This is a genomic window from Schaedlerella arabinosiphila (assembly GCF_003885045.1).
Taxonomy (GTDB): domain Bacteria; phylum Bacillota; class Clostridia; order Lachnospirales; family Lachnospiraceae; genus Schaedlerella; species Schaedlerella arabinosiphila.
In genome coordinates, this window is sequence record NZ_RHJS01000002.1 from 165,441 (window position 1) to 182,864 (window position 17,424).

Sequence of the window (17,424 nt, forward strand, 5' to 3'; positions counted from 1 at the left end):
ACTTAACTCTCCAGCATTGCAGAAATAAAATCATGCGCACTGCCTTCAAAGACTGTACCGCCTCCATTTTCCAATTCCTGCATAGCCTCCACTGTTTCCTCATTCGGTATTTTTTCTAAAATCTCGTCCCCAGCGGTCACCCCTTGCAGATACGCAATTACATATTCAATTTTATAATCTGGAACGGCTTCAAGCAACTGCATTGCTCTTTCGCTATTGCTCATAGTTTTATTCCCTCTCTTTCTGCTTTTTCTTTAATTTCCTGAAACAATATCCGTCTATAATATTCTGATATTTATTACTCAAACTTCGCACATGGATTTTAGCTATGCACCTTGAAAATTCAATATCTGGCAATAATTTAATTATCAAAGAACAGCCTTTTGGAACACTATGCTACTATTAATTGGGATTGTAGCAGGGATGGCAGGGTGCTGATAAAAGTGTCAACCAGTTCATCTATCTTTTCATCAACAAGATCACAGTGTTCCTCTAAAAGTTTCCGGAACATTTGAAGCAGCATTTGAAATGCCTGCATCCATGTGATGTCAGACATTTCGTCAGAAAAGTACAGAAACAGTTCTCCAAGTGAGCGGCTGTCGTTTGATTCCCTGTTTTCGATGGACAGCATCATATACCTGGTAAAAACAACTGCCGTATGGGCGGTCATTGCATCAAAAGAAAGGCAATGGCATTCTTTGCTGAGCCTGAGATAACTCTTGCAGACTTTGAAGAATACTTCGATATCCCATATGCCGATATTTTGTAATTGAGACCACTAAAACCAATATATCCTGCAAAAAATCGGCATTTTTAAAATGTCGGCATTTTATCCCAGCGTTTTCCATAAAGGCGGATGATTTCATCTTCACATAAGGATGTATCTGTTGTGATAAGGCAGAGGTATTCCTTGCGCTTATTCCTGTTGCGGACATATACAACCCTGGCCGGAACCGCTTTCCCATCTTTGATGGCTTCCACATCCACTGATAAGAGGTATTTGGAACGTCCCCTGCGTTTTTTGTTCCTCTTGTAGATATCGATAAGGGAGAGTTCTTCTCCATTGTATCGGAAGAACATTTTCGGGGTTTTCTTAATCATTCCAATCACTTCATAGCCAAGATTTTTTACAGCATGAAGCGTTTTGGGAGAAGAAAACCAGCTGTCAAAGAGGACATATTTGGCAGGAATCCCTGTTGTTTTAGCGGCTTTCAGAAGTTCTAACATAGCTTCCGTCCCTTTGGTCATGGAAAGCTTGCGGCGGTTATAACCGATGGTCCTTTTATCAAGGCTGACGGCTTCATTCACACGGTTTTTCTTATTATCCGTGGATAAAAGGATGCTGTTGACTGGAAGAAACGTACTTCCGTCAGTCCATCCCAGGGTCAGCATACGGAACCCAAACTTATAAGCATGTTTTGCATGGTCGTAAGTTTTTGCAAGGAGTTCCACTTTCTTGGAGCGGTTTCTTTCAAACATAGAATCATCAATGCAGAGAACATTTTCCCTGTCTGCGTTATTTAGTGGGACAACGGCATCCTTGATAATTCTTGATGCAAGTATCGTTGTGAACCTGATCCAGTTGATCTGTGTTGATTTCATAAAGCGGTATACCGTATCTTTAGCAAAAGCCGGCGTATTTCTTCCCGACAGCAGATTCATGTACATGCTTCTGTTTGAAAAGATCAGAAGGAACAGATACTGAAAAATCTGTGTCACAGGTGTACCTTTCTTATGATAAGCGCCCGCCGTTTTCAGGGCAGACGCCACATGGAATCTGGCGAAAAATCTTTTGATGGTTTTAGAAATCTGGTTATCATTCTGGTTGTCTTGTGTTATACTGTTATTCATAGCATGAGCCTCCGCTGGTATGTTGTTTCTGGACAATTCAATTATACCAAAAACAGAGTGTTTCATGCTATTTTATTGCCAGTTTTTATTGAATTTTCAAGGGGCATAGGCACTTATTCAAGTGCGAAGTTTGAGTACAGTATATATAAATCCTGTAGATGTATTGCAGGGGAAAGCATTACTTTTGTTTGTAACCCCTTCTTTTTTAAAGTCATTGCTTCGATTTCGGTATGATTATTTTTTAAATACGTTTCAAACCCGACTTCAATAGTGTCTCCCATGATTTCCTGCATTCTTTTTTGAATCATTACTTTAAATTCCTGATATTCCATTTTTTCTCCAATCCCGGTTAAAAAACCGATTATATTTTTTATGTGCTTTATCGCCAGAGCAGCTCTGGCGAATCCTGTTCCATCTATTCAGAGTCCTGCAATTTTTTTTATATTTTTGGTAATGGTTATATGGTCTAAAAATTGAAGGGAGGGAGGTAAAGATTGATAGATGGTAAAGTTGCTCTAACCTGGTCTGAATATACCTGTGCCTGCTTTTCCCGAGAAAGGCTGACACAGGTACCATAGAAAACTGTATGAATAAAAGGGATAATACCATCATGGCACTATCCCTCTCAGTTAGTAGAAGCATTATTGTTTTTTTGATTTTTACTGCTAATTTTTTTTAGTTCTTTTTAGATTTTTCCAGCCTCAAATCATGTACTATTTAAGATGCCTTAGCATCTCTCTTTTAAATGGCTGATTATGCTGACCATTTTTCGCTGACGTATCCTGCAGCCGCTTCATTGGTAAGTTTAAATCTTTCCATAATTTTCTCTATGATAGTTGCATCATCCAGACTAAATTCACGATAGGTTCTAATGGATGCTCTAATCGAAGCCTCTTTTGCAATCTCCTCTCCAATTCTACTCATTTTCTTCACTCCTTCCGGATTCTTCTTTAAATATTTCGTGCGTTCTGCCATTAACTCAAAATACATATCATCAGCATCTGTACAGTTAAAATCATGCATCAGCCTTCCTATCTCAGAGTCTCCCCGGTATTCGCCATTCACATACAAAATATGCTCACCATCTTCGAACGGCTTTCCTGTCACCAGATTGATTCTTTCAATAGGGTATAATGGTTCTCCTTTTCCGTAGAAATCTTCATCCACGATAAAGATTACATATGTATCTGGTAACTCTTCAAATTCCTGCCCTGCATTCAGATTTTCAATATCCATTACACTGGAATGGTATCTTGCCCTGTGTGGAGATGCACCTGCTTCCCCTTTCTGTACTTCTATATCATATTTTTTACCTATGGAGTCTTCCCCATAAGCATCAAGGCAGAGGGAACGTGCTCCTGCAAGCCTTTTCATGTCCGCTTGTGTTTCGCAGTTGGTAATGACCAAGTCCTTTTTCCCGGTAATGATTCTTAATACAAGCTCCACCAGTGGGATATTGTCTTTAAACATGCATCGCATAAACTCGTCGTCAATGGGTCGCAAATCCTGTAGTTTCTGTAAATTTGCTTCATATTCCCGTTCTCTTATCTGCTGTTCCGTCTCACTCATCAACCGCTCTCCTCTCTTTTATAGTCATTATACCCTCAATCAGCATCTAAAACAATCCCAAATTATTCTACTTTCAGAAACCTGATCCAGCCCACTTTCCCAGACTTCCAATCCTTCCCAGCCGTCGCCATTCCGCCGCCACTCACTCGTCGCCGTTCCCCTTTGCAAGCCTTTAGATGTACTTCCTTGTGTATACGCTTTCTTCCCTGTATTTCCCGTCCGAAACAACGAAAAAAGGCTCAGTTCCGGTATTCTCAGAACCAAGCCTTGGCGATGGAAACAATGGGGATCGAACCCATGACCTCTCGCGTGTGAGGCGAACGCTCATCCCAGCTGAGCTATGTTTCCATATCAGTATTGTCAACCTTTAGAAGCAAAGCAGACATATTGCTGTACGAACTCCCTTCACGGGCGTCTGCTTCGCGGTAAGGAATCCTCTACTTTGTAGATCCCTCCTTACCGAAAATAATGGACCTGGCGGGAATCGAACCCGCGTCCAAAAACCTATCCCATGTACTTCTACTATCATAGTCCGTTCTTTTTCATTCCCTCTGCCGTACGGGAACGAACACCCTTACGGTTTCAGTAGCTTCATAATACGCCTGCAGGTTCAAAGCTTTGCCAGCATCGTTTCCCGCATAGTCGGTGCCAGATTCCCGGAGTGCGGGTGCCCCGGGGCTGACATGCAGCAATTAGGCTGCAGCTAATTCGAAATTATCGTTAGCGTTTAATTTTAAGTTTGCGATTTGACGCATCTGCCTGCGGATAGCTTCTCCATCTTCAAGATCCCTGTCGAAACCAGTACAAGCCCTCAGATGAATGGCATACTTTATATACCATATGTCTATTTTAAAAAAGCCGGCCGAATTAGTCAAGTAAAACAGTCAAATTCATAAAACTTTCACAAACCAGGACTTCTGCCCGATTTTAAATATTCCAAAAATGTTCTTTTAAGAAATGTTTTATATTCTTTCCAGTTTGTGATAAGATAATAAAGAGAAATGTCAACTGGAAAGGAGTGTATATTATGCCGACAACATATGCACACTATAAATTTGGAAAGGACGTGATCGCCACCCTCCCAAAGCATTTTCAAAAGTCTATTGAAAACAACCGGGAATTGTTTGACATCGGACTGCATGGCCCTGACATTTTATTCTATTACAGAGTGCTCACGACAAACCATGTAAATACGACCGGATACGAGCTGCATGATCAGCCGGCGGAGGCATTTTTTCTGCAGGCCGCCCAGGTCATTAAGCGGTCGCTGGATCAGGATGCGGCGCGGGCATATATCGACGGATTCATCTGCCATTTCGCGCTGGACAGCGAATGCCACAAATATATTGAAAAAATGATTCAGGTCAGCGGAATCAACCATTCCGAGATCGAGATGGAATTTGACCGGATGCTTCTGACAGAGGATCTCATCAATCCGGTTTCATATCTGGGAACCAACCACATTCATCCGACGATGAAAAATGCGGAAGTGATCGCTCCTTTTTTTGAGGAGGTCACGGCAAAAGAAGTAAAAAAATCATTATCTTCCATGATTTTGATTCATAAGCTTCTGCTTGCACCGAATCCTGGAAAACGGCGTTTTCTGTTTACGGCCATGAAGCTGACGGGACAATATGATTCCAAGCATGGCATGGTCATGAGCGAAACTCCGAATCCGACCTGTCAGGATTACTGCAGACTGCTCAGAAAACTATATAAAGGAGCCGTACCACTGGCCGTGGGCCTGATCCTGAAGTATCACAAGCTGCTTACCGACGGTATCGAACTCCCGTCCAGATTCCATGAAACCTTCGGTCCCGGTGAACGCTGGCAGGATCTGCCCCTTTAAACCGCTTTTTGCATCAGCAGACAGCACATAGGCATAGCCCTGGAAAGGATGTAAAACATGAATTTTAAAATGACCCCGCTGGAAAAGAGATGGGTACTCTATGATGTCGGCAACTCCGCATTTTCAATGCTTGTTTCGACAATATTTCCTATCTATTTTAATTATCTGGCAGAAAACGCCGGAATCTCTGATGTGGATTATCTTGCATACTGGGGATATGCGTCTTCCATCTGTACCCTGCTGGTGGCGCTGATGGGGCCCACTCTGGGAGCTGTGGCCGATACAAAGGATTTTAAAAAACGGATCTTCAAAGTGGTTCTCTTTATCGGCGTTGCAGGCTGCATTACGTTGGGATTTTTATCTTCCTGGATCTGGTTTTTGGGCATATTCATCCTGGCAAAAACAGGCTACTCTGCCAGCCTTGTTTTCTATGATGCCATGCTCACGGACGTGACGGAGCCCGAACGAATGGACACCGTTTCTTCACAGGGCTTCGCATGGGGGTATATCGGAAGCTGCATCCCCTTTGTGGCAAGCCTTGGAGTGGTATTGGGCGGAGGGTCTCTGGGACTGAGTATGCAGTCTTCCATGACCATCGCCTTTATCATCACGGCGGTATGGTGGCTGCTTTCCGCAGTCCCGCTGCTCATTTCCTATGAGCAGAAATATTATATCGAATCTACGGCGCATGTGATCCGCAACAGCTTCCGCAGACTGAAAAATACCTTCGCAGACATCAAAAAAGAAAAGCACATATTCCTTTTCCTGCTTGCGTTCTTTTTCTACATCGACGGAGTCTATACGATCATTGATATGGCCACCGCTTACGGTCAGGCGCTTGGGCTGGACACCACAGGACTGCTCCTGGCGCTCCTTCTGACACAGGTGGTCGCATTTCCGTCGGTTCTGCTGCTGAACCGCCTTGCAAAAAAGGTCGGCTCCACGAAAATCCTGACCGTCTGTATTCTGGCATACCTGTTTATCGCCCTGTATGCATACGGACTGGATACCCAGCGTGATTTCTGGATTCTTGCGGTCATGGTAGGGCTGTTCCAGGGTACGGTGCAGGCACTGTCACGCTCCTATTTCGGCAAGATCATCCCCGTGGAAAAATCGGGAGAGTACTTCGGCCTCTATGATATCTGCGGAAAAGGCGCCGCGATCCTGGGCACCACCCTTGTATCTGTGATGAGCCAGCTTACCGGAAGGATGAATGTGGGGGTAGCCACTATTTCCGTACTGTTTGTGATTGGACTGGTGCTGTTCGGCAAGGCAGTGAAGCTAAATGAGAATGCACAAAAATCATAGTGTCTCATATTGCCAAAGGCCCGTTTAAATGATCAAAAAAACACCGAAAACTGGAATTAAAAATAAGATAGTTTCATAGAACCACGGAGGGTTTTTGTTCTATAGGAAAATTCGGAGAAGTTTATCTCAAACGTGACATACAATCACACTCCTTTTGAAGTATTTAGTCGTTTATTATACTATCGGAGTTGGTTGTATGTTTTTTATATTTTTAAAGGACAAAAACCAAAAAATTTGTAAACTGCTGCAACTTAAAAAAAATATGAAAAATAGGCGATCCAACCAGAACAATAAAGGATAGTCCATTGATAGAAGTTTTTTCTGCTGCAATGGACGGCCTGAATACCAGCTTTTATGTGCATCCTTCCGACCAATCAGCGTGGTGATTGGTTGGGGGTGACATGTAACCCTGACAATCCCAGTGTGCCCGCCGTCCGTTATATTTCTCTTGCCGGAATGACAGGGGAATGATATACTTTGTGTGAATAAAAAGATGGGCATGCCGGAAAGCGCAGAACAAATACACCCGAAGCAGTATTTTATGGGGGGATATGATGGATATGAACAAAAATTTCCGATTAAATTTTAAAATTTCCGCCCTGCTGGGCGCAGTCATTTTCTTGATCATTATCATATATCTGCTCATTTTCACGAATCATTACCAGAAATATGAATATGAGATTATCGGGCAGGAAAATATCAACACTCTCCGCTCCATTGATTCATCATTAAGCACGATGGCCGCAAGCGCGGACAATTACTCGAAGATGATACTTGCCGACAGTGTGGTACAGCAGATGATGGAGACAGGGGATATACTGGATGACTTCAGCAAACAGCAGACGCTGATGAAACGGATCTATTCTGTCCTGCAGTTTTCTGAATTTATTGATATGATCTGGCTGACGGATCAGCAGGGGCAGAGATTGATCATCGGGGACAGCGCCAGTATCCATACTGACAGCGGAAGCGGATATGAAGGAAAATATGAATGGCTGAGAAAACCCTATGGAGAACCGGAGCTGGTTGTGGAGAAGGGGGAAAATACGAACTCTCTGATGCTCATTCGTTCCTTCAACAGCCTGGAGCAGTTTGCGAGTCTCGGACTTATCGGCGTACAGATCAATCAAGATAAAATAGACCATCTGATCTCAAATAGTATCGACTACGAGAACGAGCAGATCGCGATCCTGAATTTTGATAATGAGATCATCTACCGGGGCGGGACACAAGGGGCGGTCGGGGATGTGGTCAAAGCTGCGGAGGCGATCAGCCTGTCGGACCGGGAGCTCATCAAAAAGGAGCATATAAACGGAAAAGACTATTATCTGCTGGGAGTCGTAAATCCGAAAAACGGTTGGAAAATCTTTCGCTATACGCCGATTGTCAGAAATAAAGATATCAACACCCTGGTTCGATTCAACATCCTGCTGATCCTGATCATCGGCCTGCTGATCTTTTGCGGCGCGTCTGCAATTGCGCATATGCTGACAATCCCGATTCAGCAGCTTTTATGTTATATGAAGAATGTTGAAGGCGGGCAGCTGGAAAAGATTCAGGAGCAAACCCTGCTGCAGGAATTTAAGTCGCTGTTCCACGGCTATAACAGACTGGTGGATGAAATCAAACGGTTAATCCAGGAGACGATCGAACGGCAAAAACGGATCCGGATTGTAGAGATGAATGAAATCCAGGAACAGATGAAGCCGCACTTTTTATACAATGCGCTGGATTCCGTAGAAGCGCTTGCCATGCTGGGTGATACAGACAACGCCTGCAGGCTGATAGAAGCGTTGGGCGGTTTTTATAAAAAATGCGTAAGCGGCGGCCGGGAATATATTTCCATTGACAGCGAGATCCGTATGGTTCATGATTACATGGAAATTTTAAAAATCCGTTTCGGGGATTTGTTTCAGTTTGATATTGAGGTGGAGGATTCCTGCAGAAAATATGAGATTCCCAAGCTGACCATACAGCCCCTGGCAGAAAATTCATTCCAGCATGGAATTCGTCCGAACAAGACATCCGGATATATCCGGGTCTGCGTCAAAGAGGAAGGCGGGAAGCTGCATATCCTGGTCCAGGACAATGGGAAGGGAATCCCGGACGATATCGTCAGCGAACTGCAGAACCTAAAGGACTGTGGAGAAAAGAAGAGCCTTGGACTGCGGGGGACGATCCAAAGACTGAAATTGATCTATGAAAATGCTTTTTCCTTTGAGATAAGAAATCAGGGGCTTTCGGAGATACATCTCTATTTAGATACGGATGTTTTGGGAGAATAGTATGGAAAAATTAAGGGTTATTATTATTGACGATGAAATGCTGATCAGGAAGCTGATACGCATGAAAATGGATCTGGAGGGATTGAACCTGGAACTGGCCGGGGAATACCAGGACGGCGCCGATGCTGTCGAAGCTCTGGATTTGGTCAGGCCGGATATCATAATCAGCGATATCTGCATGCCAGAAGTGGACGGGCTGAGCTTCAGCGAAAAATGTATCGAATTATTTCCGGATATCAAAATCATCATCCTGACAGGATATGATGATTTCGATTACGCAAGGCGGGGGATTAAGGCAGGGATTTTTGATTACCTTATGAAACCTGTCCGGGCTGACGAACTGAATGCCACACTGAAAAAGGCAGCTGACGAGATCTTGAAGCTGAGACTGCAGAAGGCAAAACAGAAAAAGCTGCTGGAAGAAATGGAACGCAATATTCCTGCCTTAAGGGACATTTATATCAACCGGATCCTGCTGCAGGAGCGCGCGGAGGATGATATTGAAAAAGAACTGGACAAATATGGAGTGAAGGTCAATACAGGGAAGGATCGGGGCATCAAGGTTGGGATCATCGCGATTAAAGAAAGCGTCTCCCAGTTGGGGCTGACGGAGCAGATCATGGAAGAGGCAAAGTCATTTTACCAGAGTGACGACGATATCATAGTGCTGCGGGATCACTGGAACCGGATTGTTGCGGTGACGGATAGTATGGACGTACCATTTGAGGAATGCATGGATATCCTGATCTCTATTATACAGAAAAAATTTCACTGCCATGTAAGCGCCGGAATATCCGAGGGATATCCAGGCTGGAACAGCATCCACAGCGCTTATGCGGATGCGTTGGATGACATGAAAAAGAAACATGGCACCAGAGCCGGCGACGCAGGCACGAAAGAAACGGAATTTTACGGACTGTGGGGAGAATTGGCAGAATCGGTGAAAAACGGATCTGTTGAGGAATCCCTGGAAATGGTAGAGCGGATTTTTTCCGCTCCTGAGCCGTCTTTTCCGGAACAGCAGAAGAAGGTTATGATCTGCTGCCAGAAAATGTACGCAGACCTGGAAGTAAACCAACAGAAAGTCCTGTTTGATAAAATGTTAAAATGGTGCTGTACAATGGATCAGCTGAAACGCTGTGCGGATAATATCATTTCCGAACTCCTTATCAGAAAGAAGCTGGAATGCAGCTGCCGGAACAGTGATCTGGTCGTGCGTATCATCAAATATATGCTGGAAAACATTCGGAACGAGAAACTGAGTCTGAACCTCCTTGCGCGGGAATTTTCCATAAGCACCAGTTATCTCAGCCGTCTGCTGAAGCAGTTCACAGGACGGAGCTATGGCGAGATCCTTTCAGATATCCGGTTCATGAGGATGATCGAGCTTATGAATACAACCCGCATGAAAGACTGCGATATCGGGGGGCAGATCGGGATCAACGATGCGCATTACCTCAGTATCTGGTTTAAAAAGATTTCCGGATATTCGGTAACGGAATATCGGAAAAACATGAACATCAGTCCTCTTTAAAAACAAAATAATGAAACCCGAAGGAAGAAAAGAGCAGGAAAATGAAACATTCTCTCATGGTTTGTGAATGTATTTACCTGCTCTTTTTTTGTATAATGTCATATATCAGGAGAGAAAACTCCAAAAAAGCATCACAAAATAATTCCAGAGGAGGGAAAAAGGATGAAAAAGATTTTCAGAAAAACAAGTGCCTTATTTGTGGCAGCTTCTATGACGCTGGCGCTTGCAGCCTGTGCGGGCGGGGGCTCAGGGACAGAGAAGACCGGCGGAGAGGGACAGGCAGAAGGCGGAAGCGATGCCGGGGAGGAGATTACTCTGACAATCTGGCACCAGTCTGTAGCAGATACGGATCCTGTGAAAAAGATCATTGAGGATTCCGTAGAGGAGTATCACAAGCTGCATCCCAACATCACGATTGAGCAGGACGGCGTTACGGGAGAGCAGTATAAGACCAAGATCAAGACGGCATTTGCCGCAGGGGAAGCTCCCGATATCTCTTACATGTTCAGCGGAGGAAGCTTCGTAAAACCGTATATTGATGCAGGATATCTGCTTCCGATTGATGAATATCTCAGCGAAGAGACGAAAAGCAAAGTGCTTCCGGGGATGCTTGACGGATGTACATTTGACGGAAAAGTCTATACCCTGCCCACGGTCACATTTCTGGCAAACCTGTACTGCAATACGGAAATGTTCGACAAGGCGGGCGCAAAGATCCCGACCACGTGGGATGAGCTCTTAGAAGCTATAGAAAAACTGAATGACGCAGGGATGACTCCTATTATGATGGGAGAAAAAGACCGGTGGCCGGGAATGTACTGGTATGATATCGTTTCTGCAAGGACAGCGGGAAACAAAGGGCTGGAAGAAGCATTCGGTGACCCGTCCAAGTTCAACTCCGAACCGTTTATCAAAGCGGCGGAGAAGATGCAGGAGCTTGTCAATGCAAAGGCATTCAACGAAAATATGATGAGTATGAGTTACGACGAGATGGTAGAAGGGTTCGCGGCCGGCCAGGGAGCGATGCTGTTCCAGGCGAACTGGGTTCATCCCTCAATCCAGGCAGATACATCGGCTACAAAGGGAAAGGTTACCTGTGTTTCCTTCCCGGTGATTGAAGGAATGGCAGGCAGCGAGACAGAATTTTCAGGAGGCAGCTCCGACGGGTACTATATCAATGTGAACTGTGAACACCCGGAAGAAGCCGTAGAATATCTTTCCTATCTGAGTGAAAAGATCGGCCGGGACGGCTACCAGCAGGGCGCGGGTCTTCCATGCTGGAATACCGAAGATGTGGATACATCAGGACTGAGCGTGCTGGATACGGAATCTGCGGCGCTGATGGAAACAGGTACTTCGTATATTACATGGTGGGATAATATTTTCCCGGCAGAAGATTCAGAGACCTACAAGGATCTGGTAGCGCAGCTGATGGCTTTAAAGATTACTCCGGAAGAATTTGCAGAAAGTATGTCTAAATTAAGTCCGTCTGAATTTTATTAAGGCATTCGGATTTTACGTGACCATACTCCCGGGACGGCCTGACCGGACATCCCGGGGGCTGCGGCAAGACATAAAAGGGGTTACTCGGTTTCAGGTAATCCCTTTTACTTTATCTAAGGGAAGGAGACGCAAAAAATGCGAAAAATTTTATCCAACAAACAGGCAATTGTGCTGTTCATGCTTCCGACAATGCTTCTGATCGCAGTCTTTGTCGTGATCCCGATCGCCATGTCCGTTTATTACAGCCTCTTGGACTGGGACGGAATTGGGGCAGGGATATTTGTCGGACTGCGGAATTATAAAGAAATGTTTCTTGATACCAGGTTCGTTAATTCGGTGAAAAATTCCCTGCTGTACGCCGCGCTTTCACTGTGCCTGCAGATTCCGTTTTCGCTGTTTCTGGCGATTGTTGTAGCAAATGTGTCCAGAGGGGAAAAATTTTACCGTACAACTTTTTTTATACCGGTGATCATTTCCAGTGTTGTGATCGGACAGCTGTGGCAGAAGATCTACAACGGAGATTACGGTCTGTTAAATGCGCTCCTCGGCATGTTCGGCTTTGCCGGGCAAGACTGGCTGGGACAGGAAAGTACGGCTCTGATGGCAGCATTTATCCCGAATCTGTGGCAGTATGTCGGTTATCATATGCTGATCATGTATGCGGGTATAAAGTCCATTTCGCCGGATATCTGTGAGGCGGCAAAGATCGACGGGGCAAACCGGGTTCAGATCGCGTTTAAGATTACGATTCCGTTGTTGAAGCCGATCCTTCAGGTGTGCGTCACATTTTCATTGATCGGTGCTTTGAAGATCTTTGACCTGATCTATGTACTGACCGGAGGAGGACCCTTCTTCTCCACGGAAGTGCCGACGATCTATATGTATAAAACGGTATTTGATTCCTTTAACTATGGCTATGGAAGCGCCATTTCTATTTTTGTGATCCTGGAATGCCTGCTGCTGACAGTTGTGCTAAGGACATTTTTCAGAGACAAGGAGGAAGCATAATGAATACAAAGGGCCCGAGAAATATAAAAACAATTATTACACATGCATTTCTGCTGATCTTTGCGTTTATCCAGGTATATCCGATTTTCTGGCTGTTTGAATTTTCACTGAAAGACAATAGCGAGATCTTCGGCGGAAATATTGCCGGACTGCCTGAGCACTGGAGGTTTAGTAATTACGCGACAGCATTTTTCAACGCAAATATCATGCAGTATTTTTTAAACAGCGTACTGGTCACAGGTGTTACCATTCTCGTGACGCTGGTAGCGGCGGCAACTGCGGCTTATGCAATTTCCCGTATGATCTGGCGGGGGAGAGAGACGATGCTCAAGGTGATCCTTCTGGGGATGATGGTGCCGATCCATGCAGCCCTGCTTCCGTTGTTTATCATTTTAAGCAAGACGCATCTGCTGAATTCCTACTGGTCGCTGATCATACCTTATGTGGCATTCGGACTGCCCATGGCAATCTACCTTTTTACAAGCTTTATGGCATCCATACCCAAGGAAATGGAAGAGGCTGCGGCGATTGACGGCTGCGGGATCTATCAGATGTTTTTCCGCATTATATTCCCGCTGATTCGGCCCGCGATCGCGACCGTGAGTATCTTTACCTTTATTTCTTCCTGGAATGAGCTGATGTTTGCGGTCACATTTATCAATAAATCGGAATATAAAACACTAACGGTCGGCATTATGTCGATGGTCGGAGCATATACCACCAAGTGGGGCGAGATCGGCGCCGGCCTGATGATCGCCACGATTCCTACGGTGATCGTATATCTGCTTCTCAGCGAGCAGGTACAGAACAGCCTGGTTGCAGGAGCGGTAAAGGGGTGATAAAATGGGAAAGAGTGCAAAACTGGCGGTTTATGCCGACCATACGAGAAATACGATCAGTAAAAACATTTTCGGACATTTTATGGAGCATTCTGTAGATGTGATCTACGGAAGCGTGTTCGATCCGGAAAGCCCGCTGGCGGATGAGGACGGTTTTCGGCGGGATGTACTGGAAGCATTGAGGGACGCGAAGGTTCCGATGCTGAGATATCCGGGAGGAAATTTTGTATCCAACTATCACTGGGAAGACGGGATCGGCCCCAGGGAGAAACGGCCAAAGTGTTTTGATTACGCATGGCTTGCAGAAGACGATAACCGGATGGGCACGGTCGAATTTATCAAGCTCTGCAGAAAGACCGGAGCGGAGCCGTACCTCTGTGTCAATATGGGCAGCGGGACGGCCGAGGAGGCCATGCATTGGGTGGAATTTTGCAATGGTACGGGGGATACCCGCTATGCCGCCCTGCGGAAAAGCCTGGGGTATGAGAAGCCTTTTCATGTAAAATACTGGGGACTCGGAAATGAACTGTACGGAGACTGGCAGTTCGGCGCAATGAATGCCTCGGATTACGCAAAAAAGGCGCTGGATTTTGCCAAGGCCATGAAGTGGATGGATCCGGAGATCGAGCTTGTAGCCTGCGGCTATGACCTGGGAAGCGACTGGAATTATGAGGTCGCGCGGGTTCTGAAGCCACTGATCGGCCATCTGGCGATTCACCATTATTCCATCGGCTACGGGATTTTTACAGATGAGGATTACAGGCAGTGCATGTATATCCCGGATTATATCACGAAGCTCACCAATGCGGCCAGGGCCTCCGTGGTGGCAGGCACCAACGACGCGCTGTCCGAGATCAAGATTGCCTGGGACGAATGGAATACCCATGCATGGGATCTGGAAAAAAAGGATGACGACCGGAATTATACATTGAGGAACGCCGTCCTGACAGCCGGAATCCTTCATTCCTTTATCCGAAGCAGCGATATTGTGGAGATTGCAGGATATTCGCCCTTCGTGAATGTATGCGGAGCGATTTCTGTCAAAAAGGACCGGGTGCTCAAACGCCCCCAATACTATGTATTTGAACTGCTCTCAAAGGTGTTCGGCGAATGTACGGAATATGTGGAGACACGGCTGGAGTGTGACACCTGTTCCATGCCGGAGGTCATTGACTATTCAAACCGCCCGGCGGAGGCAAAATTTGCTCTCAACGCAAAAACCGCTGTCCGTTATGTGGAGACCGGTTATCTGGACTGTGCGGCGTCGATGAACCGGGAGAGGTCCCGGCTGGCGTTATCTCTGATCAACAAAAGCGAGGACAGGGACTACACGGTGGATGTCTCCGTATTCGGGAGCAGTGCTGTATGGAAGGATGCGGCCGGTTATGAATTGTACCATCCGGATTTTGACGCGGCCAATACCGCCCAGGATCCGGAACAGGTGGTGATCCAGGAGGCGCATCCGGTTTCGGAGGAAGGGAAGATTTATCTGAAAAGGCATTCCCTGACGGTTGTGGTGATGAATTTGTTGCAGGGAGAGGAATCATGGACAGAAAAGAAGCAAGACTAAAGGCACAGGAGTTGGTCGCGCGGATGACGATCGAAGAGAAAGCTTCCCAGTTAAAATTTGATGCGGAAGCAATCCCGCGGTTAGACATTCCTGCCTATAACTGGTGGAACGAGGCGCTGCACGGAGTCGCAAGAGCAGGAACGGCGACAGTATTTCCCCAGGCGATCGCGCTGGGAGCCGCGTTCGACACGGAGCTTATGGAAGAGATCGGAAGCTGCATTGCGGCTGAGGGACGCGCGAAATATAACGAAAGCAAAAAACACGGCGACCGGGATATTTATAAGGGACTTACCTTCTGGGCTCCAAATGTCAATATTTTCCGGGATCCAAGATGGGGACGCGGGCATGAGACCTACGGAGAAGATCCATATCTTACATCAAGGCTGGCCGTTCCCTTTATCCGGGGGCTGCAGGGAAATGGGGAATATCTGAAGGCGGCGGCCTGCGCCAAGCACTTTGCCGTACATTCAGGGCCGGAGGCAAAGCGGCACTTTTTTAATGCAGAAGCTTCGAAAAAGGATCTCGAAGAGACATATCTTCCTGCCTTTGAAGCCTGCGTGAAAGAGGCAGAGGTGGAAGCGGTCATGGGCGCGTACAACCGGACAAACGGGGAGCCCTGCTGCGCGAGCAAAACCCTGATGCAGGATTACCTGCGGGGAAAATGGGGATTCGAGGGGCATTATGTATCGGACTGCTGGGCGGTTCGGGATTTTCACGAAAATCATCAGGTGACGGACCGCCCCGAGGAATCTGTAAAAATGGCTCTGGAAGCCGGGTGCGATTTGAACTGCGGCTGTACCTATCAGAAAATCCTGAATGCGTACCAGGAGGGCATCATTGATGAAGCGTATATTACTGAATCCTGCGTAAGGCTTTTTACGACAAGATTTCTGCTTGGAATGTTTACGGAGACGGAATACGACAAAATTTCTTATCTGGAAGTGGAGAGTCCGGAGCATCTTGCATTGGCACACAGGGCCGCAAGAGAAAGCATGGTCTTATTAAAAAATGACGGGATCCTCCCGTTAGATCCAGCCAGGCTGAAAACCATCGGCGTGATCGGCCCCAATGCGGACAGCCGGAGCGCCCTGATCGGCAACTACCATGGAACATCCTCACAGTATATCACGGTATTGGATGGGATCCGAAATATTGCAGGCGCATCCTGCAGGATCCTGTACTCCGAAGGATGCCATCTCTGGAAAGAGAATGTGGAGCATCTGTCATCTCCGGAACAGATGGACCGGCTGTCGGAAGCCGCTGCGGTTGCGGAGCATTCGGACGTGGTGATCCTTGTGCTGGGACTGGATGAAACCCTGGAGGGAGAGGAAGGAGATACCGGCAATTCCGATGCTTCCGGCGACAAGCAGGATCTTTTGTTCCCACTGTCCCAGAGAAAGCTGACGGAAACCGTTCTGCAGTCGGGGAAGCCGATGGTCATCGTGAATATGACAGGAAGCGCTATGGATCTTCGGGCGGCGGATGCACAGGCGAATGCTATCCTGCAGGCATGGTATCCGGGGGCGCGGGGCGGACAGGACGCGGCGGAACTGCTGTTTGGAATGGCATCGCCTTCCGGAAAGCTGCCGGTGACGTTTTACCGCGGTACGGAGGATCTCCCGGACTTTGAAGATTACTCCATGAAAAACCGGACCTACCGCTACTATGCCGGGGAAGCGCTGTACCCCTTTGGATATGGGCTGACATATGGGGAATGCCGGGTTGAGAGTGCGGACTGTGAAAAGACTGCATCGCCGGATGGGCGGCTTGAGGCAGTGAAAATCACCGCGCTGATTCGAAACGGCGGGAAAATGGAGACGGAGGATGTCCTGCAGGTCTATGTAAAAGATCTGGACTATCCGGGAGCAGTACTCCATCCGTCACTGGCCGCGTTTGCAAGAGTACGGCTTAAGCCAGGGGAAGAAAAGCAGATCGGTCTGACGGTTGACAGGATGCGGTTTACAAGCGTGGACGAGGATGGAAACAGAGCAATCTATGGGAAACATTTTGAACTGTATGCAGGATTCTCACAGCCGGATCCCCGAAGCGAGGAGCTGACCGGGCAGAACTGTGAGAGGATGACAGTGGTTCTTTAAGAGATTGCCCGT

General features: G+C 46.6%; 12 protein-coding genes, 1 tRNA gene, 1 other RNA gene and 1 pseudogene. 9 read left to right on the forward strand and 6 right to left on the reverse strand.

The genetic code is table 11. The annotated features are described in order from the left end of the window. Positions 1 to 2: 2 nt before the first annotated feature. The 6 genes and pseudogenes from EBB54_RS01510 to ssrA all read right to left on the reverse strand — a co-directional run bounded on the left by EBB54_RS01510 (position 3) and on the right by ssrA (position 4,231). A complete protein-coding gene (locus EBB54_RS01510) occupies positions 3 to 224 on the reverse strand; it encodes a hypothetical protein (RefSeq protein ID WP_125126056.1) in 222 nt (73 codons plus the stop codon). Between the two features lie 167 nt (positions 225 to 391). Next, positions 392 to 1,851: pseudogene (locus EBB54_RS01515) on the reverse strand (IS4 family transposase). Positions 1,852 to 1,964: 113 nt separating this feature from the next. Then, positions 1,965 to 2,183 (reverse strand): DUF5688 family protein, encoded by a 219-nt coding sequence (locus EBB54_RS01520; protein ID WP_243127471.1) that lies wholly within the window; start codon positions 2,181 to 2,183, stop codon positions 1,965 to 1,967. Between the two features lie 421 nt (positions 2,184 to 2,604). Further along, a complete protein-coding gene (locus EBB54_RS01525) occupies positions 2,605 to 3,420 on the reverse strand; it encodes a PD-(D/E)XK nuclease family transposase (RefSeq protein WP_016296448.1) in 816 nt (271 codons plus the stop codon). 274 nt (positions 3,421 to 3,694) lie between these two features. Next, positions 3,695 to 3,768 (reverse strand) — tRNA-Val (locus tag EBB54_RS01530). A 118-nt stretch (positions 3,769 to 3,886) separates the two neighbouring features. Beyond that, positions 3,887 to 4,231: a transfer-messenger RNA gene (gene ssrA, locus EBB54_RS01535) on the reverse strand. Positions 4,232 to 4,447: 216 nt separating this feature from the next. Here ssrA and EBB54_RS01540 point away from each other — a divergent pair. The 9 genes from EBB54_RS01540 (at position 4,448) to EBB54_RS01580 (ending at position 17,412) form a co-directional block, all read left to right on the forward strand. Beyond that, positions 4,448 to 5,269, forward strand: coding sequence for a zinc dependent phospholipase C family protein (locus EBB54_RS01540; RefSeq protein ID WP_125126057.1), 822 nt, complete (start codon positions 4,448 to 4,450; stop codon positions 5,267 to 5,269). A 57-nt stretch (positions 5,270 to 5,326) separates the two neighbouring features. Then, positions 5,327 to 6,577 (forward strand): MFS transporter, encoded by a 1,251-nt coding sequence (locus EBB54_RS01545; protein WP_004073079.1) that lies wholly within the window; start codon positions 5,327 to 5,329, stop codon positions 6,575 to 6,577. A 560-nt stretch (positions 6,578 to 7,137) separates the two neighbouring features. After that, positions 7,138 to 8,862, forward strand: coding sequence for a sensor histidine kinase (locus EBB54_RS01550; RefSeq protein WP_162307056.1), 1,725 nt, complete (start codon positions 7,138 to 7,140; stop codon positions 8,860 to 8,862). Between the two features lies 1 nt (position 8,863). Beyond that, entirely contained in the window at positions 8,864 to 10,396 is a 1,533-nt protein-coding gene (locus EBB54_RS01555) for a response regulator transcription factor (protein WP_162307057.1), read from the forward strand. Positions 10,397 to 10,558: 162 nt separating this feature from the next. Then, positions 10,559 to 11,899 carry an extracellular solute-binding protein gene (locus EBB54_RS01560; protein WP_125126060.1) on the forward strand — a complete coding sequence of 447 codons (1,341 nt, stop codon included), beginning with the start codon at positions 10,559 to 10,561 and terminating at the stop codon, positions 11,897 to 11,899. A gap of 135 nt (positions 11,900 to 12,034) precedes the next feature. Further along, a complete protein-coding gene (locus EBB54_RS01565; RefSeq protein ID WP_125126061.1) occupies positions 12,035 to 12,907 on the forward strand; it encodes a carbohydrate ABC transporter permease in 873 nt (290 codons plus the stop codon). Further along, a complete protein-coding gene (locus EBB54_RS01570) occupies positions 12,907 to 13,746 on the forward strand; it encodes a carbohydrate ABC transporter permease (RefSeq protein ID WP_004073071.1) in 840 nt (279 codons plus the stop codon). The genes EBB54_RS01565 and EBB54_RS01570 overlap by 1 nt, the downstream gene beginning before the upstream one ends. A gap of 4 nt (positions 13,747 to 13,750) precedes the next feature. Further along, entirely contained in the window at positions 13,751 to 15,316 is a 1,566-nt protein-coding gene (locus EBB54_RS01575) for an alpha-L-arabinofuranosidase C-terminal domain-containing protein (RefSeq protein WP_125126062.1), read from the forward strand. Then, complete coding sequence (locus tag EBB54_RS01580; RefSeq protein WP_125126063.1) at positions 15,292 to 17,412, forward strand: glycoside hydrolase family 3 C-terminal domain-containing protein; 2,121 nt, start codon at positions 15,292 to 15,294, stop codon at positions 17,410 to 17,412. Before EBB54_RS01575 ends, EBB54_RS01580 begins: the two co-directional genes overlap by 25 nt. The last annotated feature ends 12 nt before the right edge of the window (positions 17,413 to 17,424 follow it).

Excerpts from the sequence above, each read along its gene's own strand:
- EBB54_RS01510 (WP_125126056.1), bottom strand. The coding sequence starts at position 224 with ATGAGCAATAGCGAAAGAGCAATGCAGTTGCTTGAAGCCGTTCCAGAT.
- EBB54_RS01520 (WP_243127471.1), bottom strand. The coding sequence starts at position 2,183 with ATGGAATATCAGGAATTTAAAGTAATGATTCAAAAAAGAATGCAGGAA.
- EBB54_RS01525 (WP_016296448.1), bottom strand. The coding sequence starts at position 3,420 with ATGAGTGAGACGGAACAGCAGATAAGAGAACGGGAATATGAAGCAAAT.
- EBB54_RS01540 (WP_125126057.1), top strand. The coding sequence starts at position 4,448 with ATGCCGACAACATATGCACACTATAAATTTGGAAAGGACGTGATCGCC.
- EBB54_RS01545 (WP_004073079.1), top strand. The coding sequence starts at position 5,327 with ATGAATTTTAAAATGACCCCGCTGGAAAAGAGATGGGTACTCTATGAT.
- EBB54_RS01550 (WP_162307056.1), top strand. The coding sequence starts at position 7,138 with ATGAACAAAAATTTCCGATTAAATTTTAAAATTTCCGCCCTGCTGGGC.
- EBB54_RS01555 (WP_162307057.1), top strand. The coding sequence starts at position 8,864 with ATGGAAAAATTAAGGGTTATTATTATTGACGATGAAATGCTGATCAGG.
- EBB54_RS01560 (WP_125126060.1), top strand. The coding sequence starts at position 10,559 with ATGAAAAAGATTTTCAGAAAAACAAGTGCCTTATTTGTGGCAGCTTCT.
- EBB54_RS01565 (WP_125126061.1), top strand. The coding sequence starts at position 12,035 with ATGCGAAAAATTTTATCCAACAAACAGGCAATTGTGCTGTTCATGCTT.
- EBB54_RS01570 (WP_004073071.1), top strand. The coding sequence starts at position 12,907 with ATGAATACAAAGGGCCCGAGAAATATAAAAACAATTATTACACATGCA.
- EBB54_RS01575 (WP_125126062.1), top strand. The coding sequence starts at position 13,751 with ATGGGAAAGAGTGCAAAACTGGCGGTTTATGCCGACCATACGAGAAAT.
- EBB54_RS01580 (WP_125126063.1), top strand. The coding sequence starts at position 15,292 with ATGGACAGAAAAGAAGCAAGACTAAAGGCACAGGAGTTGGTCGCGCGG.